The following is a 21,361-nucleotide window of genomic DNA, read 5'->3' on the forward strand; positions in this document are numbered from 1 at the left end:
TAGTAATTGTGCCAGGTGCCCCTGTTCAAGAAGGCACCGCTGCAGCGAGTAGCCTACTGATACGATCCCTGAAAGTATGATGCTTGCGAGTCGTCCAGAGCGATCGCCAGGCCATGGTAATCCGCTCCTGCTCGTGCTCCAGATAGTAGGTGATTTTGTCCTGAAGCTCTTGCTTGCTGGAAAATGTCTCGATATCATACCCGGGGCGGTAATACTTTGTCAGATCTTCACGAATGTCAGTAATCTGAAATGCTCCGCAAGCACTAATCTCATACGTGCGGGGATTGATAGAGCGGCCAGCCAAGTTTCTGCTGTTTCGGTTATCCTGTCCCGCCTGGGTTGGCCGGTGGATGTTAATGACAATCTTGGCTCCATTGTAATAACGGACAGTCTCCTCCGGATCAATCCAGCCATGCTGTACACAAGAGGCAAGCTTCTCCATGTTGCTCAGCCGATCCCAGAAGCCGCCCGCAATGAGCACTCTTTTGCCTTCGAGGAAAGAAGCCATACTGTCAAATAACTCGACTCTGTTCCAAAAGGCGTTACCAATGAAACAAATATCATACTGATACTGCGGCTGAACCGGCTGTGGTCTGAACAGATCTGTACTGGCTGCAAGCGGGAGATAATGGACATTCCGGCAACCGATCTCCTTGTACAGTGTTACTCCTGCGAGTTCGTGCGTAAAAACTTCATCGTAATGCAGTGCTAGTGATACTGTATCGTCGGATAAATACGGATCATCCACGAACCAGACTGCTGTCCGAATTCCCATCGCCCGGAGCTCATCGATATGCGCGGCGTGCTCTGGAGGAAATACATGAAGTCCATTCATCACAAGCACGAGGTCCGGACGTACCCATGCAGCCTGTGCCAGCATTTCGGCAGCCTGGGTTACGATACACGCTGCAGCAACTTCTTCCAGCGCACTTATAACTCCCCGGTCTATGGCATCAAATCCCTGCTGCACATACATCACCCGCAGATTACATACCTCCGGTGCTCCCACTGGTATTTGTCCAAGTACAGCCTGACAGCCTCCGAGACGATAACCTTCCCAATAACCGGGAGAGTTGCCATTACGCCGATCAGCTTCGAGCAGAGTCCTCACGGCACTCATCCTATCTGTCTTGGTTTAATGATCCTTATACATATATGCACCGGGGTCACGTGCATCATGGACGACTACCCTTGGAGGGTAAAATTGGCGGGTGTCTAGGTCGCTGCGGCTCCCGGATCATCCCTTCGATCGCTGTTGTCCCCGGATTCCCTTGATTGAGATGGATGCGGCTGGAATCCGGGGACAAAGGCGAACGCTCCGCTTCTACGGGACGATTCCGGGCTCCTCCGCTGCATCGTGCGGACTTCTAGGCTCGATTGCTCTAGTTGGCTCGGGCGGACTATTACTTCCTAGCGGACTAGGCAGCTCAGGCGGGTCTCTCTGTGCGGCGGGATTATAGGCAGAGAGTTACTACGTTGGAGGAACGGCTCCTCTTCTCTTTCCAGCGGGGAAGTTGGGGGACGGTCCATTGAGCTATTCTGCTCAACCGACCTGTGACTGTAGGTAATTCATGAAAGCCCCACTGCTTTATGCGAATCAATATGCTCGATATGCTTGGTTGCACTATACCTAACAAAAGCAATTATAGGATTCCGTCGAATGAGGAAGTTGCTGCAAGTAACGTTCGTGACTTAAACTTTTCCCTAATCAACAGCTGAACGCTGAACGTTAGGACTGGATTAAAATTTATTTTTTAGGATTAATTAAGAAAAAATAAGGATATTAATAAGACATACGGAATAGTACATAATGTACAGAGTGTACACTCTGTACATGTCATGAGATACGTGATACGATAGGAGGCGAGGAGGTATGTTCATGCAGACGTTATTGGCCACAGAGGTTCGGGCAAATATGGGTTCCTTTATTGACACTGTGGTACGTGAGAAGCCTCAAGCTATTCGTCGGAACAGAGATGTGATTGTGGCAACATCACAAAGCCATATGAAGTTCCTTTTAGAGGCATATGAGTTGAATTTCGAATACGAACAAGATGAGGATGACAGATTTTTTGGCAGCCTCGAGGAGATTGATTTTATAGTAGCTGACGGTGCTACATTGGAAGAGCTTAAAGAAAATTTAGCGTACCAGTTAATTGAATATTCTAAAGACTATACCGAGGACTTTCAGAAATATTTCGCTGCCCCTAACACGAAAAAACACGCACCATACGTGCTCCGAGTCTCTCTCCAAGACGACGTGGAATCCGTAGTCGCACTTTTACACGGTTAAAATGCCGAGTTGGAAAGACCAGGAAAGATGGTTGAACAAGAATGGTTGGACAATGGTGAGAAACACCGGACGTGATATCATCTACGAAAAAACCAATCCAGATGGAAGCATTAGACGAACAGCAGTCTCCAAGGGCACGGGAGAAATCGGTAAGGGGCTTTTTAGAACGATATTGAAGAAACAATTGGGAATCGATAAAGATGAATGGGATCGTTTGAAATAAGGACTACGAGCTTTGGTGGACTTCTCGTCCAGCAAGGCTTTTTTTACGGTGCGAGGGGACGAGAGTCCCATCGCCGGGAGCTTCTTCTCCCGGGAACGGCCCTTTCTTTTCCTCAAGAGGTTAAAGAGACACAGGTATGAGCTAGTCTGACTCACATCTTATTGCAGGGCAATAAGAAAGAGACTGGCGGAGAGGTGGGTCTCCTATCAGTCTCTTGGGGATTGGATGGTTATTAGGGGCTGTGGCTGGGAATTAACGATTCGGGTCGCTGTAAGCGAGCCGGTGGCCGTCCTCGAAGCCCTGGGCGAATCCGGCATTGAAGCCTTCCTGGTAAGTTTCGCTATAGCCCTGTTGATATTCACTCACGGGGTCCTCTACTGCTGGAGCTGCTGCGGGAATCACTCGCTGAAGATCTTCCAGACGGCGAAGCCTCTTTTTGCGCCGGGAGCTTCTACGCTTTAGCAATTTGCGCTTCAGCGATTTGTGTTTTAAGACGCTTCTGCGTGTCCGGCGGGCTGTCGATCTGCTTGGACGGACACGTTTGACTCCATGTCTGCGCAGCTTGCGCGAGCGGATTCTAGTTCTCCTCGACACGAGAAGCCTTCTGCTGCGGCGGGCTGCCGAACGCTTTTTCCTTGCTGCCATTAAAATTCCTCCTGTTCTCCCCGGGCTGCATATGCTGCATGATCTAGAGCTTCATTGATCCACGGCGTTGTAGGAGTTCCATAATATTGGCGATTCAGCCTCACGCCGGTCAGCATTTGGGCCATCGCGCTCTGATAATTGGTGAGTATTCTTATGTTCTCATACAGCTGCTTAGACACTGCTTCAGACTGCTCTGTTACATCCGCGATACTGTCCAGAATCCGGGCAAGAGCTTCCTGGCTCCTCACCAGAGATTGAACCAGCTGCAGCTTAATCTCATGCTCGGATGAGCTAGGAGCAATCATTTTTCCATATCCCCAAGATCAAAACCACCGCCTCCGAACATGCCCCCCATACCACCACCGGAGCTATTCGAATCTTCTTGAGGCGCAAGCACCGCTTTCAAGTTGCTGCTTAACCCGGTCTGAAGCTTCGTAATTCCCTCAAGCACCTCGATGATTTGCTCATGAATAGATAGCGGACTCATGAGCTGCTTCTCATGTTCGTCAAAGCTGTGACCATGCAAATGATTCAGCGTCCAGTTCCGCACCTTCTCCGCTTCCACAGCCTTCGCTTCAAGCATCAACGCCACATTCCACTGGATTTTGGCTGAAGCATCCAGCATATTCAAATAGGCTTGATTCCGGCTCATATCATCGACCCCGCTTTGGTCATTCTATTCTTCATCTTCCACGCTCATTTCTTTGATCACGAGGCCCAAATTTTCCGCAAGAGCCTCCTGAAGATCAGCCATAGCGCTTAAGTATGAAACCATATTTTTGTTCACCCGTCCCGCATTCTCCATCAACCCGTCTATCCCGTCAAAGGACGGCTCTGAATCAGGCAAGTCGTGCACAATCTGAGCCATCCGGACGGCGACCTGTCTCTCAGCATCAATAACCCGTGCCATCTGCTGATGGGAGTGGGACATATGAACAATAAGATCCGTGATTTTCTGCTCCACTCTATTTCCCCCCTGCCGGCTGCCTTCCGAGCTGCCCGGTATTCTTTTCTAGTTCAACATATGCGAGAGCAAAAAGGTCCGTTCCAATTAGGAATATTCCTTACAATAGATTGCATCGTAAATTATAAATGATCTGCCGTCAGGCAATTTCGGGGCAATATAGGAAGGCCCTCCTGTAAATTCCGAATCTCCTCCGGCACTTCGTCCAGAAACTGTCCGGTTAATCCCCAGCTGTCCGCCGCATAACCGGTAATGAATTCCCTATATTTATTCTGCTGAACCTGAACCAGCCGCCCATCCGGTAGACGGTACAGGACCTCTTCATATCCTTCCTTCTGCAATTTACCGGGGCCAAGTCTCAATCTCAGTTCCTCAGCCCGAATCGGTCTTCCCATTACAAGCTGCCTTAAATCCAGCATAGATACCTGAACCGGGACCGGTAATCCATCCATTTGTGGTATATAGTTGACCACGGGCCGCTTGATCCCATGCTCCAGCCAATAGCTCCTTCCCTTCGAATCGCTTACCAGGATATGAGCCGGAAAGTAATCCGTCGACTTCATTGCCGGGTTCAGCATTCCACGACTACTTAGAGTATGCAGCCACTTATGTGGATCTCCCCATTTGTCCAATAACTCTCGGCGGTTCTCATCATTGACATGATCTTGCTCGAGGCTATCTGCTACACCAGTTGGATTCGTCACATGATGAATGAAGGTGTCTTCTGCAATGAACATTACCCGTCCAAGATAACGGAGGCGTATCATCCAATCCTCGTTCCCCGCTTTTTGGCTGTAACCCTCATCGAAATATCCGATCTTCTCCAGAAACTCCCGCTTCATCAACACACAAAAGCTTGCAAGCCGATCCGTAGGTGCCCAGCGCCGGCCTCCCATCTGGTTATACCCAGCGGCGAAACTCCACATTTCAGATACAGTGCTGTAAGAAACCTTCATCCCCTGCGGTCCTTCAATATGGTTCGTAACCGGGCCGACCGCTCCGATATCCGGCCTGCTCTCCAGACACAGGAGCATGTTATTCAGCCAATGCTTCGTAACCAGCGTGCGCGGGTGAAGCCATACCACATTTTGCCCTTTGGACATCATGAGTCCTGTATTCACCGCTCTGGCAAATCCCAGATTAGCCTGGTGGACGCCAACCCGAATACGTCCCCCACGTCTGCGGAGAACTTCTACCGTTCCATCGGTGGAAGCATTGTCTACAACGATAATCTCATAAGGCATCGGCGTATTTGCCTCTATACTATCTATACAATTCATCAACAGCTCCCGGCTGTTAAAGGTCGGTATTATGATGCTGGTCCCTTCAAATCTACTTGCGAAAGTTTCCTGCCCCAATCTAACTCCCTGCTCATACCCGGCCTTCCACCCCCGGCTGAATTGCTTGCGGTGACGCGGACCCGATGCGGATTTGGGAGGTATGGATGCAGTTACATGCTTTGACACCCTTACTTTGTGTCCTGCCATACTCGGCTTGGTTCTGACTCTGTGCGGCATAGGGTGGCCCTCCTTAAGGTAAGCGCTGTACAACCTTGGCAGCTAACTTCCCTGATTAAATATCAAGCGCCCTGAAAGAACAATAATAAGGAGGAGATGCCTTCCGGCTCTGCCTCCCCATCCTTAACACCTCCGAAAAAAACTTATATAAGATGCAGTTAGAAAAATGACATGCAGCGGAGGCGTAATTTCTGTTTACCGTCATAATCCCCCGCGGTATTCCCCGCTTTCAATCCTGCGGATCCATTCTTCTGACTGAACATACCAACTTACCGTACTCTTCAGACCCTCTGCCAGATAGATCTCCGGCTCCCATCCTAGCTCCGCCTGAATCTTGGAGGGATCTATCGCATACCGTCTGTCATGTCCCAGCCGATCTGTTACAAATTCCAGCAGACCAAGCGGCTTGCCCAGCAAATTCAGAATATGTTCAGCCAGCTTCAGGTTGCTCATCTCGTTATGCCCGCCAATATTGTATACCTCTCCCGGATTTCCCTGATGAAGCGCCAGATCAATGGCCCTGCAATGGTCTGTGACATGAAGCCAATCCCGGACATTCTTCCCGTCGCCGAATATAGGAATCCTCTGGTTCTTAAGAGCCCTTGTAATAATCGTTGGAATTAGCTTCTCCGGGAACTGACGCGGACCATAATTATTGGAGCAGCGGGTAATGATTACAGGCAGCCCATAGGTATGATAATATGACCGGGCTATAAGATCAGAACCCGCCTTGCTTGCAGCGTAAGGACTGTTCGGAGCAAGTGGAGATTGTTCCGTGAAGAATCCATCATCACCGAGAGTTCCATACACTTCGTCTGTTGACACATGAATGAACTTCTTCACATGATGTCTTCGGGCTTCTTCGAGCAGATTCAGAGTCCCTATCACATTAGTCTGGGCAAACAAATCAGGAGTCCGAATACTCCGGTCTACGTGCGATTCGGCAGCGAAATGTACAACCCCATCGATTTGATCCGCAAATGCCTGGCTTATCTGTTCCACAGACCTGATATCTCCCCGAATCCAGCGATAACTTGGATTATTACGGAAGGATTCCGTATTATCCGGATTTCCGGCATAGGTCGCCGCGTCGAGATTAACAATGTGAAGGAAATGGTATTTCCCAAGCATATACTCAATAAAATGACTTCCTATGAAGCCGAGTCCTCCTGTAACAAGCAGACGAGTCACGGCTGAACCCCCTTCATCTGCTGGCCAGCTTCTTCCAAAGATTCGAACGTTCCCGCATCTCCCCACCATTTTTGCAGGATATCAAATTCAAGCTTGCCCTGCCGGGCATATACATTGTTCACATCCGTAATCTCCAGTTCTCCCCGGCTTGATGGAGTTATGCCGCCAATAGCCTCGAAGACCGTATCATCGTACATATAAATTCCTGTAACGCAGTATCTTGACTTGGGATCCGCGGGCTTCTCCTCAATATACGAGATCAATCGGTCATCATGCTCGTTGAACACAGGCACCCCGTATCTTCTTGGATCATCGACCTGCTTAAGCAGCACCCGCGCGCTTCCATAAGGCTGCTGTAAGAACCTGTTTACAAATGGGGTCAAATCATCTAGGAATAGATTATCTCCTAGCAGCACGACAAATTTCTCCCCTGGCGTAATATAACCTCGCGCCAAATCCAGAGCCTCGGCTATTCCCCCGGCAGCCTCTTGTATTTTGTAAGTAAGGCTTACACCCAGTGCCTCTCCGCCTCCAAAATATTCTGTATATAAACCAGCCGACTGTTTTCCGATGACGATGAGAATATTGGTAATGCCTGCCTGGCGGAGTCGGTCAATAGCGTAGCTCACCATCGGTTGCTTGCCCACGGGGAGCAGATGCTTGTTGATAAGACGGGTCAGCGGATTAAGCCTGGTCCCTGTCCCGCCCGCCAAAATCACGCCTTTCATGAACCCTCCTCCTTCGTCACGAATTAATTATTATATAAATATAAGGGGATCTACGCCCCACTTCTCTATGAACAGCTGTCTCCCTCTGCTGACAATATCAGTCCATCCCTCTGGATGATCTGCCTTAAAGCTGGCACTGCCTTCATGATGTATGAAAGCATCGCCACAGATCAGCAGCCTGTATCCGTGGGCTCTTGTCCGATAGCAATAATCATCGTCTTCATAGTGACCCGGACTGAACCTCTCATCCAGCTGTCCCACCACTTCGAATGTGCTTCGCTTCATCAAGAAGCAAAGACCCACAAGACGCATGGATTCCTGCCATTTCGCCGGGTCAGGCAGGTTGTAAGCAGCCGCGAACTTATAGAATTCTTCCGGTCCGCTGTAGCTGCACTCCACCTGCTGTTTGCCGCTGGCATAATTAGTAACCGGGCCTACAATTCCGATATTTTCGGCACTATAGAGTGCCGCTAGTAGATTGGAGAGCCAGCTAGGCCCAACAAGGCAATCATTGTTAAGGAGCATAAGCTGCTCCCCGCTTGCAATAGACAGCCCTCTGTTACAGGCCGCCGGGAACCCCTCATTCGAGGGCAAGGAAATGAAGGTCAATCTCTCCCGCACGCAGTATTCTGCTGTCCCATCATTCGAACCGTTATCTACAACGATGATCTCATAGGGATCAACAGTATGCTTGCGGATCGACTCTATGCATGGAGACAGCAGGTGGAGACCGTTATAGGTTGGAATGATGATACTCGTTAACCTGTTCATACGGAATTCCTCGCTTTAGCCAGCTCGGCCCGCCCTTGAGCGGTTAGTCCCAGACGGGTCCCTCCTCTGCTCATCGCTTCACCGAGTGCTTCTACATGATCGCCCAGAATCATTCTTGATACCCTATTGCCATTTCCGCTATTTCCTGCTCTTATACGATTGTGCTTGATTACATCCACAGCCGAAGGAGCTGTAACTATCAATCCATGCTGAATGGCCAAGGCTTGGGCCTTGGGCGGCACAGCCAGGGCAGCCGTACCTATGGTCTGAATAGCCCGTCTTGAAAGAGCATGAGGAACCGCGGTTAGAGAATTGGCCTTAAGGTCCGGCCTGCCCAGGACAAGATTGAGAAATGACTTGCTGCGTGTGACTTCATCCTGCTTGGAGAAGACAGGAAGCTGAGGAGTGATATTGTTCAGGGCCAGATCAGCCCCCTGATCCACCTCATAGATGAATGCGGCAAGTTCCTCTGCCGGAATGACCAGGTCCCCGTCTGTGAATAGCAGAATATCTCCTTTGGCAGCGGCCGCCCCCAAAGATCGTCCCACATCATGACCTAGACGCTCTGGGAAATGTACCAGCGTGACTCCCTTATGCTTACGGACTTCCGCAAAGCTTCCATCCCTGCATCCATTAAGAACAACTATGATCTCGCAGAGGGGCAGCTTCGCAAGCTCAGACAATACAGCCGAGATTGTCTGAGCTTCATTGCATACCGTGACTACGGCTGAGGTGCTTCTACGAACTGGAACCGGGATACCGGGACGTACATTCCGGGATATGGATGTATATCCTTTACAGTACGCTTTTATTATAGGAATCACACGGGGGAATTGCGCGCCTGTTAATCCGGACCCGGTATGCCATGCAGTGTACGTCATTTGCATATGTTCATCACTTCGTTGTTCCCGAGGGGCAGCAGCAGCCTGAGCCATTCCGGCCCGATAGGCTTTAAGTTCAAGCCTGCTGTAGGCAGCTAGCCGCTTACTTGGAGCTCTTCTTCGTGTACGTTGTCTGGCCGCGAAGCGGGCCCGCGCAGCCTTTCTGGATCTTCGCTGCCCGGGTCTGCGGTAACCCATTTGTCTTCTCCGGTATCCTGTCCGCCTCCTTCTCATCGGAGTCTCCCCCGCTGACGGCCCAAATCGCCATAGCCAGCACGTGGACCCAGCTTGTCAACTAACCAGCGTATGGCTTCCAAATGATCCCCTGCCACAAGAGAAGTAAGTGAGTCGGTACCCTGAATTTGAGGTCTCCGTGCATTTAAGCGCCCTACAGGAACCGGATGAACCGGCTTTATATCAAGTCCCAAAGTCACCGCCATCGCTTGAGCAAGCGGGGGAATTTCCAACGCAGAAAAGCCGAGAGTCTCCACAGCGCGGCGGCTTATCGCATGTGGAACAGCGGTCATCGATGCCCCTTTGAGATCAGGACGTGAAAGAAGAGCGTTCAATGTATGTTTGGCCAAAACTACAGGATGAGCATCCTTACGCCCCACAGGACCGCTGTAATCATTGAGCGCCACATCCGCTCCAGATAATACGGCTTCAACAAAGGGTCTAAGATCCCGTGCGGGAATTACCATATCCGCATCAATGAAGAGAAGGACCTTGCCCCTAGCCGCCTCAGCACCAACACGTCTTCCCACATCATGTCCGAGCGGATAAGGATAGTAAAGGAGCCGGGCACCATGCTTTCCCGCAATCTCCGCAGTTCCATCAGCCGAGCCGTTGGCAACAACGATGATTTCACTGCTCGGATGCACCCGAGCTGCTTCTCGTATTACACCTGCAATGGTACGTCGTTCATTCATCGCGGGAATAATGATGGACACCAGCGGCTGTGGATCATTAACGACATGCCAGATGCGCTTAGTTCTTGTTTTCAATCGTGAACCCCGGCGGCTTCTGTTCATGATCGCTGTCTTCCGCCTGCTCTCCATGGTCATCCACCTCCCTGTGACTGAATTGTTCCATGGAATATACCTTAGCTTATGTCACACCGAACATCTTGTAACGGCAAACGTACAATTGCTGTAGACTGCATTTTAGGGCAAATTGCTGAGGATGATTGTCCTTGCTAGCAAATCAATTCTCCCAATATACAGTCAAAAGGCTGATCGGACCCAGTAAGTGGTGTCCAATCAGCCTTTTGACCTTAGTAAATAAGATTAAACGCTCCAGCTGTGTATCGCCTTTGGCAGCCCGGCACGCATCAGATCTGCCCACCGCACCGCGCAATGCTGCCATCTGAACTCGCTTCTGGCGAGTTCTCTTCCCGCCAGCCCGAGCCTTTGTTTCAGCTGTTCATCTCCAAGTATACGCAGGACACTTTCCGCAAGAGCTTCATTCGCACATCCCTTAGGCAGCAGTATACCCGATTTCTCATGCTGTACAATTTCAGGGATCCCCCCTATCTCTGAAGCAATAACCGGTACCGCCGAAGCCATGGCTTCCAGATTGACCAAGCCGAAGGCCTCATCCTCAAGGGACGGAACAACCACAACATCAGCCAGATTATATAAATCTGCGACATGCGGATAAGGTACATAAGAAAGGAACGAGACATGCCCGCTCATCGGCTCAGCCAGCTTCCTCAAGCTTCTCACATAAGCCGTATCACGGTTCACTCCGTAGAAGGCACTTCCTACTATGAGGGCAAGTGCGCTCTTCTCCTGATCCACAATTCCTGGCAGCGCTGCCAGCAGCCGGTGAATTCCCTTTCCGTGAAGCAGGCGGCCAACAAAAAGGATGATTTTACGGTTCTCCCAGCCATAATCGGATAACCTAGCACGTCTTTGCGCCTCACCAGCAGGTGTCCAGCGCGGGGTGAAGTCTTCCAGACTGACACCCAGCGGATTAACATGCAACGGAGTTCTCAGCTTAGGGAATCGGCGCAGAACCTCCTCACGCAGATACCAGCTGTTCACAATAATTCCGTCTACACTCCCCAGCATCAGACGCGCCTTGCTCTCTGGAAGACAAGATGGGCTGATAAAGGTCGTGGAGTGAAGTGTAAGATTAACCCGGATATGAGGCAAATGCCTCTTCAGCCCATAAGCAATTGCAGGGCGGTTATGCACATCGGCCGTGTCCGGCATCCAGTTCTTCAGATGACGCAGAATGCCGGGCAAATATGCGGCACCTCCTGGAATACGGTAGCAGGGCACTGTCCCGAGCATGCCCTTGGCCGGCAGGTGGCCTCCCGATCTGCTGAATACCCGTATATCGAACCCATCGGGTACAAGGGGCATCGTCTTCTCAATGACGCGCTCTACGGAACTGCTTCGCCCTGAAGGAATGACAAATACCCCCGGCGTAATTACGGCCACCTTTTGCTGAACTGACAACTTAAGTCCCTCCCCTATCCGGTTTCACATTCTCAATATATTGGGAGAAGTGAGCAGGTGTGACACAGTCCCAAAACAGGCTTCTGTCGCGGCACAGTCGTCCACTCCTTTTAAGAGTCTATACATAGACTGACATAAGACACTATTCGAACAGGGAATCACCGAAGATGAAGAGGAGGACCGGGCATGAGCTATAGATATGTGGGTATTCTGCTTAATGCTGCGATGTACCGCGGGGTACCTAGGCGAAAAACCGGACAGGAATCACTCTCGAACTATGAAAAAGCGGCAGCAGAATTCGGCTTGATCCCTGTGTTTATCCATATCGGCGATATCAATATCCGCAAGGGCCGAACAGCTGCCTACATTTATCAAAACCATCAATATGAGCAGGTGTCCATGCCCATACCTGATGTCATTCATAACCGCGCTATATTTCAGGAAATTTCCGCCCAGCGGAAAATCGAGGCCCTCATCTCCAAAGGCATAGATGTATTCAACGTGAATAATCGTTATGGCAAAGATGTCATACACCGTCTGCTGTCAGCCGACCCCTTCCTTAGAAGCAGCCTGCCCGATACAGCCGTGTTCTCCTACCCAGCCCTTCGCCGCTTCATGGAAATTCATGACGATCTGATTCTTAAGCCATGCCGGGGTACAGTCGGAAGAGGGATCATGCGATTACATCGTGAAAAGTCCGGGTGGAGAATCACTTATCCCTCATCTATACGTAAGCCAACATGGATTCAGCACAAGCTTAGGAGAGGCGAGCTTCCTTCTTATGTACAACAATATCTGCTCCAGGTTCCCTATCTAATTCAGGAACGGATTCCTCTCGCCGAAAGCAAAGGCCGCTCCTTCGACTTTCGTGTTTCAGTACAGCGGGGAATGACAGGGGATTGGGCTGTAACCGGCATGTTCGCCAAAAAGTCTCCGCCTGGTATGTTCATCTCGAATCTTGCGGGAGGTGGGAAAGCTTGCCCCGTACCTGAGCTTCTTTCCGAGGTCATGACCTCTTCCCAAGCCTCTCTAGTTATAGATCAAGTGGAGCATTTATCCTTAACCATAGCTGGTTACTTATCTCTGAAGCTTCCGCTTCTTGCCGATCTCGGTCTCGATATTGGAGTAACTGAGGATGGCAGAATCTATTTCATCGAATGCAACGGACGTGATCAGCGGTACGGCTTCAGCAAGGCCGGAATGAACGATACCTGGAAGGCATCCTATCGTGAACCTATGGCTTTCGCCTGGTATTTGTATAACCGCCGGGAATGAATGATTATTCGGTGCCTTGTCCTCACAGGAATATTATGCTCGGCAACAAAAAAGACGTGAGCCCTTAAAGGGACTGCACGTCTTTTTATCATGTATATCTGTGTCTTGAATCCACATTAATCAGGACTTGATGACATAACCTTCGTCAATTATGAATTCATTTCCTGTTCTGCCATCAGAAATATCAATGGTAACTGGAAAATACTTTGCAGCCTTATCCGAAGCGAACCAGATTCTCCCCACAGCCGCAAGGATGAACAGCCCTTCTTCGTCACCCAATGGAGTGAATGTCGGCCCTGACGACTTATACACCTGAAGATCATACTTATCTCTTAGGACTTCGCTTACCGCTATTACATCTTGAGCGGGAAGACCTATTTCGCTTATATTCTTAATATCCGCAGCTGTAAAAAGGGTCGCATCCTCATCCTTTAAATCATGCCTGGCGATGAATTCAACGATATTCCCCACAGAATCATAGAAGTAAATCGAATCGGAATTCCAACTCTCGCTATGCTCTATCTCATGCCCATTGGCCGAATGAACGGATATCCCCTTTTGCTTCAACCAGTTCAGCGCCTGCTCACATTTCCGCTCAGGAATGTTAAACGCAAAATGATAGTACGGAGACTCGCTTTGATCGGAACGTGTAAAAGTAAGTATCGACTCGCCTATCTTCAGCGAGATGACATCCTCCGATTCTTGTAGAACCGCCTGTTCAAGCACTTCATGATAAAATGATCTAACGGCTTCGATCGAACCAGTCAGCAGCTTCACCTCTCTAATTCGCATGACTGTACCTCCGTTTTCTCTATTTTTTCTATCTTGATCATAGTCTTCTGGATCCATATGCACTGTAGACTCATATCCGAACTGAAATGTACAACAGACAGCCTACATGATCTCTCTGGAACTGACTGAATTTTAGTATTCTTATCATAGTTCCTAATTCTCAATATTTTGCTGTCCAAATCCGATAAACTATATAAAATAATGTCTGTTCGAAAACGCAAACTTACTGAGAGGTAAGGACGCAAAGCCACAGGCCAGAACTAAAGTGGCGGCTGGGTTGCCGAAAACAGCAATTACCTTACTAAAAGGAGAATTTGCTGTATGATCAATGAACTGGGTCTATCACAAATGAGCTATGAAACCTTAATTAAAGCATACCAAAATGCTCTTAGGCTTGGGCTGAATCAAGAGTTCCTTCAACTGCTTGAAGAGGAGATTGAACGAAGAAATACGCGCAAAGAAAGCGATCCATCCACATCACTTTAATTGCAAGTGCGGACACCGCTGCTTGAGTTCTCTCAGAAAAATTTCCTGATCCAAGGGAGAGATTTGGATATACTCATATTTGTCATAACGAATTTCAATACGGTGAATTGAAGTTGCTGTACTGGCCGCCCTTGAGCGAATAGGCTTGGCTATACTAATACTTCCGAGAGGAATTGATTTGGTAGCTGGGCCGGTACGTATAAACAAATCGTTCTCACCAATGATGTAGTACGTAGATATCCATAACCAAGCTATTAATCCCGCCACCGAAATACAGAGCAGGAACAGTAAGACTCCGCCAATCAGGCTCAATCCTCCTACAAATGCAGGAGACAGGGCACTGCCAATGAGGATGATAATACTGGACCAAATGACGATAGATAGAAAGGGATCTCTTCGGGTCTGAAATTTCATATACAAGGTCCTCCTTAGCAATAGCAGATGCTGAAGCTGCCAACTCCTTGGCTTTGTTTCCCCCTGCCTCACCTGCGTCTTCCATGTTCTGAAATTTAAATTTATACACCTCTAAGTTAACCCCAATGCTATTTCCACGATTTCAAGTCTTCTTCTCTCACCTGCTATATAAGTTGAACTTAAGAAATTCCCCGCCCCCAACATACACTATTTTCCATATGGTATTCAAGTATCTCTGGATCAAAATACGGGTTATAGGTTGATTTCAAGCAGGTTCTATGTCAATATAAGCTTTGTCTTATCTGTTTGTAAGGAGGATGCCCCCATGGCAAAAAAAGTGATGAGGCTGATGACCGAGCTTTCCTCCCGGAAATGGATCTCTCAAATCATGGGACACTTTTCCCATTCCGGATTCAGCCGTCACATCATTCCCACATTTGCGAAAACCTACAATATTCCGCTGCACGAAGCGGAGAAAGATATTAGTGAATACCGATCCCTGAATGAATTCTTCTCCCGCCGCCTGAAAGCGGGGATGCGTCCGATTCCTGATGCTCCAGATGCCCTGATCAGTCCCGTGGATGGCCTGATTACCGGTATGGGACCTGTCAATGCAGGCCTAATCCCAGGCGTTAAGGGCCAAGACTATTCACTGGCTGAGCTTCTGGGCCATTCTCCGCATATGGAGACCTATAAGAATGGGTACTTCTTCGTTCTCTATCTGAGCCCGACTAACTATCATCGTATTCATGCTCCGGTTACGGGACAGAAAGTAGAGAGCGAGCACCTGAAAGGCCGGGTATATCCGGTCAATGATTTTGGACTGACCCATATGAAGGGCGTTCTGAGCCGGAATGAACGGCTGATTACCTACATCTCCCATGAACTGGGTGAGGTGGCCGTTGTTAAGGTCGGGGCCATGAATGTCAGCAGCATCAAATATACAGACGACACCGCCAGCTCCTGGAATCGTGGAGATGACATGGCTTATTTCGAATTTGGATCCACGGTTGTCCTGTTGACGGAGAATGGAACCTTCGAGCCTTTGCCTGATCTGGCCATCGGCACTCCCGTGAAGCTGGGCACATTGCTGGGAAGATTCTACCGGAATTAGAGAACCGAATATAGAAGCACAATGAGCAGCCTCAGAAGAGACTGCTCATTTCTTTTTTATTTCTCAGACAATGTACTGATCTCCTGCTCAGTCAGGGCCTTGTTATAGAACTGAATATCATCCAGACGTCCTCCGAAGTAAGCATCCGCCGCAAACCGGCTTTTACCGAGATAGGCTTCCACTGCCTTTAGCTCCTTAGGGTTAAAGCTCATACCCGTATTCGTGGCCACGAGCTTGCCGTTCACATACAGCTTGCCTGTATTACCCTCCAGGGTCACCGCCACATGACTCCATTCATTCTTGGGTAGGGGCGTGGCTGACAGCAGGCTCTGATCGATGCCCTGCTCATGAATGGTGAATTGAAGAACGCCGCTGTATTGCGACGGAGTAAGGAACATGAAGGAATTCATCCCATTTCCGATATCGAAAATACGCTGCCAGTCACTTCCTCCCGCCCAATTCACCCATGCGGCGAAGGTAAAATCCTCTGCGTCGGCAAGAGCGCCAGACAGCTGAACATAACCGTCCTTACCGCCAAAGTTAAGGGAACCGCCCCTTGCCTCATTCACACTCTGTGCATCCCAGCTTACTCCACCGTTCAGCTTACCCTGATAATGATTTGGGGAGCTGTCCTGAATGAGACTGCCCTTATCTTCGTCCAAGGAATAACTGGCTACCAGCGGACCTTTACTTTGCTGAAGCACCACTACCTGCACGTTTTTCACTTCCCTTGCCTTGCCTTTGGTTATAACAGCCTTCAAGGTGACCGTGGCATTCCCGGATCCAGCAGCAGGGCGGTTCACAGTCCCGTTCGCGGATACAACCTCAGGAGCCGAGGAGGTCCAGGAAATCACGGAGCCTTCCGCCCCTGATACAGGAAGAGCAAGATCATTATAGATGCCGCTGGTATCACCCAGATTAAGATCCTTTTGTACAGCCTCTACAATTTGCTTGTCACTCCGGTTCATGATCCGGCTGCCCCAGATCGACTCCCCCTTGTTCGATAGAGCGCTGAAAGTGAGCACATTCTGCTGATTATCCGGATTCCACTGATAGGTAAATACACCACTGTATTGAACTCCGTCTACCGTAATTTCTGCCTTATTGCTGCCGGTTATCTTCCATTTGCCGGTGACATCACCGGTAATTCCACCTTTCTTATCCAGTACAATGGAGACCGATTCCTTAATTACCGAGGTGATCTCTTTTCCATGATTGATAAACTTGTATTCCCCCGCGATATCATTCTTGTTGATTGGCTTCGCGGTCATCTTATCGCTCACATCTCCAGCATACCGATACGGGGCTACTACCGGCCAACCGTTCGCATTCATATACATTTCATGGACGCGAATCTCGTGCTCCTCTCCTCTGCTGGGGAATCGCGAGTGAAAGATCAGGTAGTACTTCCCCGTCTTGCTGTCATAATAGGCCGAATTATGCCCCGGTGAGACATAGCCGGTACCTATTCCCTGTCCAGGATCGCCGAGGTCTCGTTTGAACAGGTAATTCCCCATCAGCTTGACCCCGTAAGGTTCAACCGATCTGTCATCAAAGAGCGGCAGACTTGGATTCGCCTTCGCTTGAAGCATGTCATTCCCGTCAGCGTCCAGGAAAGGACCATCTGGTGTTCTCGAGCGGGCTACGCGCATATTGTAACCACCGTTCGCATCCAGGCCGCCAAATGACAGGAATAAGTAATAATAGTCCGTCTCCGGACTGTAGAGCATATAAGGTCCTTCAATGCGGCTGTGATTGCCTCCGGTCAGCTTTTTGCCATAACCCTGATCCGGCAAAGGCTTGCCGGTCGAGGGATCCATTCTAAGGATGAAGATCCCCCCCGAATAGGAGCCATACACCATCCACAGCTTCCCGGTTTTATCGAAGAAGACATCCGAATCAACGACATTAGGATGCTTGGTCGCATCATAAATCGTTCCATCCGCACCTGTCTCGCCCCACATGCCTGATTTCAGAATAATGCCGAGGTCTTTATATGGCCCCTCCACGTTATCCGCTACGGCCACACCCAGGGCCGAACGGGGAGAATCCCCTTTACAGGCGTTGTAATACATATAGAATTTCCCGTCTGCAAGCTGGATCACATCCGGTGCCCACAGCGTGTCCGATTGTGCCCAGGAAAGGGTATCCTTGAGCTCCTCTGTCACGTTAGGGATTAGCTTATTGCCATCTTTCACCCCGGACGCGATCATGTCCCATTTCATGAAATCCTTGGTTTTGGCTGCGGCCAAATGAGATCCAAATACGTAAAAGGTGTCTCCCACCTTGATCACAGAAGGATCGTGTACAGATGCCTCCTGAAAGACTGGGGCCTCGGATAGCTTCTTCGCCGTATTCTCGGCAGACACCTCCGCTGCCACCGCTTGTGACGAATTCATAAGTCCCGCCCCCGGTTCTAGAACAGCAGCGGTTAATAGGACGGCCATACCTGCGGTCATGGTTAATTTACGTACACTCTTTTTCTTCATGTTGTTCTCCTTTCATTTGGAAGACGATTTTTTGTAAACCCTTACATTTGTTCTTACAAAAAAACTTGTTGCTCTTGCCATTTGAGGATGCCACACAATAGAGCGATTTTTATTTATTTCATATAAAACTAAATAAGTTTATAGTTTATCGTAAATAGTATCTATTTTCGTCGTTTTATTGTCAATGGTTTATATTTATTTTACATTTATATAAAGTAAATATTTATACTTGGAGATCTACACACAAAAAAAGACTGCCGGGTATCCCCGAGGCAGCCTCTTGACAGCACTAAGTGCCGAATATGTGATTGACTTGACATACTTAAGTATTAGAACCAGAACTCTTCACGTTCAGCAGCTGGCCGAACCCGGCGCATACGATTCCGAAAAATGCTGCAACCTTGAGAAAAGCCTCCTCTGCTGCGCACCCGCCGTCTTCTGCTCATAAGTGACACCTCCTCCCTTCTATATAAATTTAACATAAATAACCATTACCCCGCCACCGTTCTCTTGAAACAGGCCTTACAAAATAAAATTTACCGGATCTCCGAGGGACTCTTGCCCGTATACTGTTTGAACTGGCGGCTGAAGAAGAAAATATCCCGGTAGCCAAGCGCATCAGCCACTTCGGTCACGTTCATACCCGCATGCAGCAGAAGATGCTGCGCACGGTCAATTCTGCACTTGATAATATAGGATTGAACGGAAGCCCCCGTCAGCTCCTTGAACTTGATCGAGAAGTATCTGGCTGAGAGACCAGCTCTAGCAGCCAGATCTTCAACCCGATGAGGCAGACCAGGATGCTGAAGCACATAGTTAGCTACCTCGTGAATGACCTCTGTCAGCTGATTGCTGACCTTTCTCTCCACGGGCTCCTCCCGTTCCTGCCGAAGCAGATAGATCATCAGCTGCTTCAGAATCAAGCGGGCCTCCTCCTCGGCCGCATAGGCCTTGATTAGAAAGAGCCGTACATAACGGGACAGCATATATTCGAAATCGAGTGTATCTTCCAGTACCCGGTAAGCTCCAGGCACCTCGGATACAGGCTCGTCAACATCAAAATGAATGTAAGTCAGCACCAATGGCTTTTGCGGATTATGCGTTGCACTAGTATGATCGCCCGGGCGGAACAGGAAGCAGCTTCCCCGGCTAACCGGAATCTGACGACCGTTCAGTACCACAGTCCCCTCGCCGCTCCATACATAGAACAAATCGTAATTCTCCAGCGGTTTCTCCCGCTTCTGCCATTTCCAGCCGGGCTCACAGACGATTTTGGCAAAGGCAGGCTTCAGCACAAATGAAGACGTAGAAGCGTGAAGCATGACATTCCCCCTCTGAATAATGACATTCTCTTGCTTATTAATTATATCTTGCTTACAACTTGCTATATATAAGACACAATTGAAATATTCCAGTTCGTGCTTACAGTCGTAACTACGGGGAATGCTTGGGTGTCCCCTCCGTTACTCCTTGCTTACATGTTATTTTTTTAACTGCGTCTTATATTTAATTATACCTTGTATTGAGCTTTTCTTGTACAAGCCTCCAGGATTTCATTAACCGCCGAATCCCCTCGGCAATCTCATCGATCTGCAAATGGGCAAAGGAGAAGCAGGCCGCGGGTTGAGACGGGGTCAGCCCGTAAGTGCGGGCATCTCTGAACATAACGCCGTTCTGGACGGAAAGCTCGCACAGCTGCTGGAATTCCTCCTCAGAGCGGCGCCACTGCGCATAGATATGCAGCCCGGCATCCGCGGGCAGCACACGGAACAGCTTATGCATCTCACCCGCAGACAGGAGGCTGCACAGCGCATCATACCTTGCGTGGTAGATTCTCCGCATACGGCGAAGATGCCGGTCATACTCGCCCCGAGTCATGAACCGGGCGAGTGCCCGCTGCTCCAGCGCTCCCGGCGGGGTCGGCTCATACAGCGCCTTGGCGCAGCGCATCGGCGTGATCAGACCCGGCGGCAGCACGGCATAGCCGATTCGCAGCGAAGCAAACATCGTATTCGTGAACGAGCCGACGTAGACAACCCGCTCGTCCTTGTCGAGCGCCTTGAGCGGCTCAAGCGGCCGCCCGCCCCAGCGGAACTCGCTGTCATAATCATCCTCGATGATGACAGCATCCTTCCGGCGGGCCCAGGCCAGCAGCTCCTGCCGCCGCGGCGAAGACAATACGGCGCCGGTCGGGAACTGCCGGCCCGGCGTAACGAAGAGCAGCCGCGCCGGCCAGTCCTGCGGCACAATGCCGCTGCCGTCAAGGGCAGCCGGCAGCGGCCTGCCGCCGCAGGCGCGAACGGCCTTGACGATCCCGTGATAGCCGGGATCTTCCACCACGGCCGGCTCTCCTTCCCCCAGCAGCAGCTGGGTCAGGAGAGCAATGGCCTGCATGGAGCCGCTGAAGAGGCAGATTTGCGCAGGCTCCGCGGTAATGCCGCGGCTCCTGCGCAAATGACCAGCTATCGCGGCCCGCAGGCTTTCATCCCCGAACGGATCGCCGGGGATGAGAGCCGCCTCGCTTGCCGCCGCTTCCCTGCCGGCAAAGGCAAGCGCGCTTCTCCACTCGGCATGCGGGAAATGCCGCATGTCCCCTCCGCCTTCCGCAAAGGAGAGATGGCCAGGCCGCCGCTTCCCGCGTCTGTTATCCGTTTCCTTTGCGGCTGCCTCGCCATTTCTCCATCCCCCCGGCTGGCTTAAATCCGGTATCCTATCATTATCCCGTATATCCGAGTGCCAATCCAGCATTCGCTGACCCCATGCCGATAACGGCAGCTCAGCCTGAGCGGCAGTTCTCTCCGTCTCCTCCGTAATTAAAGGAGCCACATAAGTACCCCGGCCTATTTCTGGCAGCACATATCCTTCGGCAAGCAGCATATCGTATGCCTGGGATACACTGCCTCTGGATATCCCATACAGCTGCGCTAGTTCACGGCTTGAGGGCAGTCTCGCCCCACCGGGCAGCGTCCCCTCTCGAATAGCTGATCGAAGTGCGTGATAAAGTGCCAAATATTTGTAGCGGTACTGCTGCAGGCAGGCTTCCCAGGGGAGTATCAAATCCAAGGTCATCAGCCTTTCTATATCTAGAATGAATTCAGTATTCCTAAATGGAC

At 50.1% G+C, this 21,361-nt stretch carries 23 protein-coding genes and 1 riboswitch; of the genes, 6 read left to right on the top strand and 17 right to left on the bottom strand.

From position 1 onward, the window contains the following. Window positions 1–25 precede the first annotated feature (25 nt). The gene (locus ACRRNK_RS17510; protein WP_433943957.1) at window positions 26–1,120 is read right to left on the bottom strand and encodes a CgeB family protein; all 1,095 of its coding nucleotides are present in this window, start codon (window positions 1,118–1,120) and stop codon (window positions 26–28) included. 91 nt (window positions 1,121–1,211) lie between these two features. Here ACRRNK_RS17510 and ACRRNK_RS17515 point away from each other — a divergent pair, with 91 nt between their 5' ends. From ACRRNK_RS17515 to ACRRNK_RS17525, 3 genes are all read left to right on the top strand, one after another. Continuing rightward, the gene (locus tag ACRRNK_RS17515) at window positions 1,212–1,460 is read left to right on the top strand and encodes a hypothetical protein (RefSeq protein WP_433943958.1); all 249 of its coding nucleotides are present in this window, start codon (window positions 1,212–1,214) and stop codon (window positions 1,458–1,460) included. Between the two features lie 419 nt (window positions 1,461–1,879). After that, window positions 1,880–2,293 carry a hypothetical protein gene (locus ACRRNK_RS17520; RefSeq protein ID WP_433943959.1) on the top strand — a complete coding sequence of 138 codons (414 nt, stop codon included), beginning with the start codon at window positions 1,880–1,882 and terminating at the stop codon, window positions 2,291–2,293. A gap of 1 nt (window position 2,294) precedes the next feature. Next, window positions 2,295–2,516, top strand: coding sequence for a type II toxin-antitoxin system HicA family toxin (locus tag ACRRNK_RS17525; RefSeq protein ID WP_433943960.1), 222 nt, complete (start codon window positions 2,295–2,297; stop codon window positions 2,514–2,516). Between the two features lie 252 nt (window positions 2,517–2,768). Here ACRRNK_RS17525 and ACRRNK_RS17530 read toward each other — a convergent pair whose 3' ends face one another. The 11 genes from ACRRNK_RS17530 to ACRRNK_RS17580 all read right to left on the bottom strand — a co-directional run bounded on the left by ACRRNK_RS17530 (window position 2,769) and on the right by ACRRNK_RS17580 (window position 11,678). Then, window positions 2,769–3,161 (bottom strand): Yae1 family protein, encoded by a 393-nt coding sequence (locus ACRRNK_RS17530; protein WP_433943961.1) that lies wholly within the window; start codon window positions 3,159–3,161, stop codon window positions 2,769–2,771. Next, window positions 3,161–3,466 carry a hypothetical protein gene (locus tag ACRRNK_RS17535; RefSeq protein ID WP_433943962.1) on the bottom strand — a complete coding sequence of 102 codons (306 nt, stop codon included), beginning with the start codon at window positions 3,464–3,466 and terminating at the stop codon, window positions 3,161–3,163. Before ACRRNK_RS17535 ends, ACRRNK_RS17530 begins: the two co-directional genes overlap by 1 nt. Then, window positions 3,463–3,813, bottom strand: a complete 351-nt coding sequence (locus tag ACRRNK_RS17540) for a restriction endonuclease subunit S (RefSeq protein WP_433943963.1) — start codon at window positions 3,811–3,813, stop codon at window positions 3,463–3,465. The genes ACRRNK_RS17535 and ACRRNK_RS17540 overlap by 4 nt, the downstream gene beginning before the upstream one ends. Window positions 3,814–3,837: 24 nt before the next feature. Further along, window positions 3,838–4,125, bottom strand: coding sequence for a nucleoside-diphosphate sugar epimerase (locus tag ACRRNK_RS17545; RefSeq protein ID WP_433943964.1), 288 nt, complete (start codon window positions 4,123–4,125; stop codon window positions 3,838–3,840). A 122-nt stretch (window positions 4,126–4,247) separates the two neighbouring features. After that, window positions 4,248–5,642 carry a glycosyltransferase family 2 protein gene (locus ACRRNK_RS17550; protein WP_433943965.1) on the bottom strand — a complete coding sequence of 465 codons (1,395 nt, stop codon included), beginning with the start codon at window positions 5,640–5,642 and terminating at the stop codon, window positions 4,248–4,250. Window positions 5,643–5,843: 201 nt separating this feature from the next. Continuing rightward, the gene (rfbB, locus tag ACRRNK_RS17555; protein WP_433943966.1) at window positions 5,844–6,833 is read right to left on the bottom strand and encodes a dTDP-glucose 4,6-dehydratase; all 990 of its coding nucleotides are present in this window, start codon (window positions 6,831–6,833) and stop codon (window positions 5,844–5,846) included. Then, complete coding sequence (locus tag ACRRNK_RS17560) at window positions 6,830–7,561, bottom strand: sugar phosphate nucleotidyltransferase (protein ID WP_433943967.1); 732 nt, start codon at window positions 7,559–7,561, stop codon at window positions 6,830–6,832. The genes rfbB and ACRRNK_RS17560 overlap by 4 nt, the downstream gene beginning before the upstream one ends. 30 nt (window positions 7,562–7,591) lie before the next feature. Beyond that, on the bottom strand, window positions 7,592–8,332 hold the full coding sequence (locus tag ACRRNK_RS17565) for a glycosyltransferase family 2 protein (protein WP_433943968.1): 741 nt from the start codon (window positions 8,330–8,332) through the stop codon (window positions 7,592–7,594). Continuing rightward, entirely contained in the window at window positions 8,329–9,447 is a 1,119-nt protein-coding gene (locus tag ACRRNK_RS17570) for a glycosyltransferase family 2 protein (protein ID WP_433943969.1), read from the bottom strand. The genes ACRRNK_RS17565 and ACRRNK_RS17570 overlap by 4 nt, the downstream gene beginning before the upstream one ends. After that, window positions 9,444–10,271 (bottom strand): glycosyltransferase family 2 protein, encoded by an 828-nt coding sequence (locus tag ACRRNK_RS17575; protein WP_433943970.1) that lies wholly within the window; start codon window positions 10,269–10,271, stop codon window positions 9,444–9,446. The genes ACRRNK_RS17570 and ACRRNK_RS17575 overlap by 4 nt, the downstream gene beginning before the upstream one ends. A gap of 228 nt (window positions 10,272–10,499) precedes the next feature. Further along, window positions 10,500–11,678, bottom strand: coding sequence for a glycosyltransferase family 4 protein (locus tag ACRRNK_RS17580; RefSeq protein ID WP_433943971.1), 1,179 nt, complete (start codon window positions 11,676–11,678; stop codon window positions 10,500–10,502). Window positions 11,679–11,864: 186 nt separating this feature from the next. On the opposite strand from ACRRNK_RS17580, the gene ACRRNK_RS17585 reads away from it, so the two are divergent. Beyond that, window positions 11,865–12,953, top strand: a complete 1,089-nt coding sequence (locus ACRRNK_RS17585) for a YheC/YheD family protein (RefSeq protein WP_433943972.1) — start codon at window positions 11,865–11,867, stop codon at window positions 12,951–12,953. 120 nt (window positions 12,954–13,073) lie between these two features. Here the strand turns inward: ACRRNK_RS17585 and ACRRNK_RS17590 are convergent, their stop codons facing one another. Next, on the bottom strand, window positions 13,074–13,745 hold the full coding sequence (locus ACRRNK_RS17590) for a VOC family protein (RefSeq protein ID WP_433943973.1): 672 nt from the start codon (window positions 13,743–13,745) through the stop codon (window positions 13,074–13,076). A 206-nt stretch (window positions 13,746–13,951) separates the two neighbouring features. Next, window positions 13,952–14,030, top strand: a riboswitch (cyclic di-GMP riboswitch). Window positions 14,031–14,066: 36 nt separating this feature from the next. On the opposite strand from ACRRNK_RS17590, the gene sda reads away from it, so the two are divergent. Then, a complete protein-coding gene (gene sda, locus ACRRNK_RS17595) occupies window positions 14,067–14,231 on the top strand; it encodes a sporulation histidine kinase inhibitor Sda (protein WP_433943974.1) in 165 nt (54 codons plus the stop codon). On the opposite strand, the gene ACRRNK_RS17600 is transcribed toward sda, so the two are convergent. Beyond that, a complete protein-coding gene (locus tag ACRRNK_RS17600) occupies window positions 14,223–14,645 on the bottom strand; it encodes a PH domain-containing protein (RefSeq protein WP_433943975.1) in 423 nt (140 codons plus the stop codon). The two genes, sda and ACRRNK_RS17600, sit on opposite strands and share 9 nt — an antisense overlap. Before the next feature lie 325 nt (window positions 14,646–14,970). Here ACRRNK_RS17600 and asd point away from each other — a divergent pair, with 325 nt between their 5' ends. Then, window positions 14,971–15,759, top strand: a complete 789-nt coding sequence (gene asd, locus ACRRNK_RS17605; protein WP_433943976.1) for an archaetidylserine decarboxylase — start codon at window positions 14,971–14,973, stop codon at window positions 15,757–15,759. A 56-nt stretch (window positions 15,760–15,815) separates the two neighbouring features. Here asd and ACRRNK_RS17610 read toward each other — a convergent pair whose 3' ends face one another. From ACRRNK_RS17610 to ACRRNK_RS17620, 3 genes are all read right to left on the bottom strand, one after another. Continuing rightward, entirely contained in the window at window positions 15,816–18,248 is a 2,433-nt protein-coding gene (locus ACRRNK_RS17610; protein ID WP_433943977.1) for a family 43 glycosylhydrolase, read from the bottom strand. A 536-nt stretch (window positions 18,249–18,784) separates the two neighbouring features. Continuing rightward, window positions 18,785–19,570 carry a helix-turn-helix domain-containing protein gene (locus ACRRNK_RS17615; RefSeq protein WP_433943978.1) on the bottom strand — a complete coding sequence of 262 codons (786 nt, stop codon included), beginning with the start codon at window positions 19,568–19,570 and terminating at the stop codon, window positions 18,785–18,787. Window positions 19,571–19,754: 184 nt separating this feature from the next. Then, window positions 19,755–21,317, bottom strand: a complete 1,563-nt coding sequence (locus ACRRNK_RS17620; protein ID WP_433943979.1) for a PLP-dependent aminotransferase family protein — start codon at window positions 21,315–21,317, stop codon at window positions 19,755–19,757. Window positions 21,318–21,361: the final 44 nt, after the last annotated feature.

The sequence above is a fragment of the Paenibacillus sp. SN-8-1 genome, from assembly GCF_050995535.1.
Classification (GTDB): domain Bacteria; phylum Bacillota; class Bacilli; order Paenibacillales; family Paenibacillaceae; genus Fontibacillus.

Coding starts and splice junctions, on each gene's coding strand:
- ACRRNK_RS17510 (WP_433943957.1), bottom strand. CDS start 1,120: ATGAGTGCCGTGAGGACTCTGCTCGAAGCTGATCGGCGTAATGGCAAC.
- ACRRNK_RS17520 (WP_433943959.1), top strand. CDS start 1,880: ATGCAGACGTTATTGGCCACAGAGGTTCGGGCAAATATGGGTTCCTTT.
- ACRRNK_RS17525 (WP_433943960.1), top strand. CDS start 2,295: ATGCCGAGTTGGAAAGACCAGGAAAGATGGTTGAACAAGAATGGTTGG.
- ACRRNK_RS17530 (WP_433943961.1), bottom strand. CDS start 3,161: ATGGCAGCAAGGAAAAAGCGTTCGGCAGCCCGCCGCAGCAGAAGGCTT.
- ACRRNK_RS17535 (WP_433943962.1), bottom strand. CDS start 3,466: ATGATTGCTCCTAGCTCATCCGAGCATGAGATTAAGCTGCAGCTGGTT.
- ACRRNK_RS17540 (WP_433943963.1), bottom strand. CDS start 3,813: ATGAGCCGGAATCAAGCCTATTTGAATATGCTGGATGCTTCAGCCAAA.
- ACRRNK_RS17550 (WP_433943965.1), bottom strand. CDS start 5,642: ATGCCGCACAGAGTCAGAACCAAGCCGAGTATGGCAGGACACAAAGTA.
- ACRRNK_RS17560 (WP_433943967.1), bottom strand. CDS start 7,561: ATGAAAGGCGTGATTTTGGCGGGCGGGACAGGGACCAGGCTTAATCCG.
- ACRRNK_RS17565 (WP_433943968.1), bottom strand. CDS start 8,332: ATGAACAGGTTAACGAGTATCATCATTCCAACCTATAACGGTCTCCAC.
- ACRRNK_RS17570 (WP_433943969.1), bottom strand. CDS start 9,447: ATGAGAAGGAGGCGGACAGGATACCGGAGAAGACAAATGGGTTACCGC.
- ACRRNK_RS17575 (WP_433943970.1), bottom strand. CDS start 10,271: ATGGAGAGCAGGCGGAAGACAGCGATCATGAACAGAAGCCGCCGGGGT.
- ACRRNK_RS17585 (WP_433943972.1), top strand. CDS start 11,865: ATGAGCTATAGATATGTGGGTATTCTGCTTAATGCTGCGATGTACCGC.
- ACRRNK_RS17590 (WP_433943973.1), bottom strand. CDS start 13,745: ATGCGAATTAGAGAGGTGAAGCTGCTGACTGGTTCGATCGAAGCCGTT.
- sda (WP_433943974.1), top strand. CDS start 14,067: ATGATCAATGAACTGGGTCTATCACAAATGAGCTATGAAACCTTAATT.
- ACRRNK_RS17600 (WP_433943975.1), bottom strand. CDS start 14,645: ATGAAATTTCAGACCCGAAGAGATCCCTTTCTATCTATCGTCATTTGG.
- asd (WP_433943976.1), top strand. CDS start 14,971: ATGGCAAAAAAAGTGATGAGGCTGATGACCGAGCTTTCCTCCCGGAAA.
- ACRRNK_RS17610 (WP_433943977.1), bottom strand. CDS start 18,248: ATGAAGAAAAAGAGTGTACGTAAATTAACCATGACCGCAGGTATGGCC.
- ACRRNK_RS17615 (WP_433943978.1), bottom strand. CDS start 19,570: ATGCTTCACGCTTCTACGTCTTCATTTGTGCTGAAGCCTGCCTTTGCC.
- ACRRNK_RS17620 (WP_433943979.1), bottom strand. CDS start 21,317: ATGACCTTGGATTTGATACTCCCCTGGGAAGCCTGCCTGCAGCAGTAC.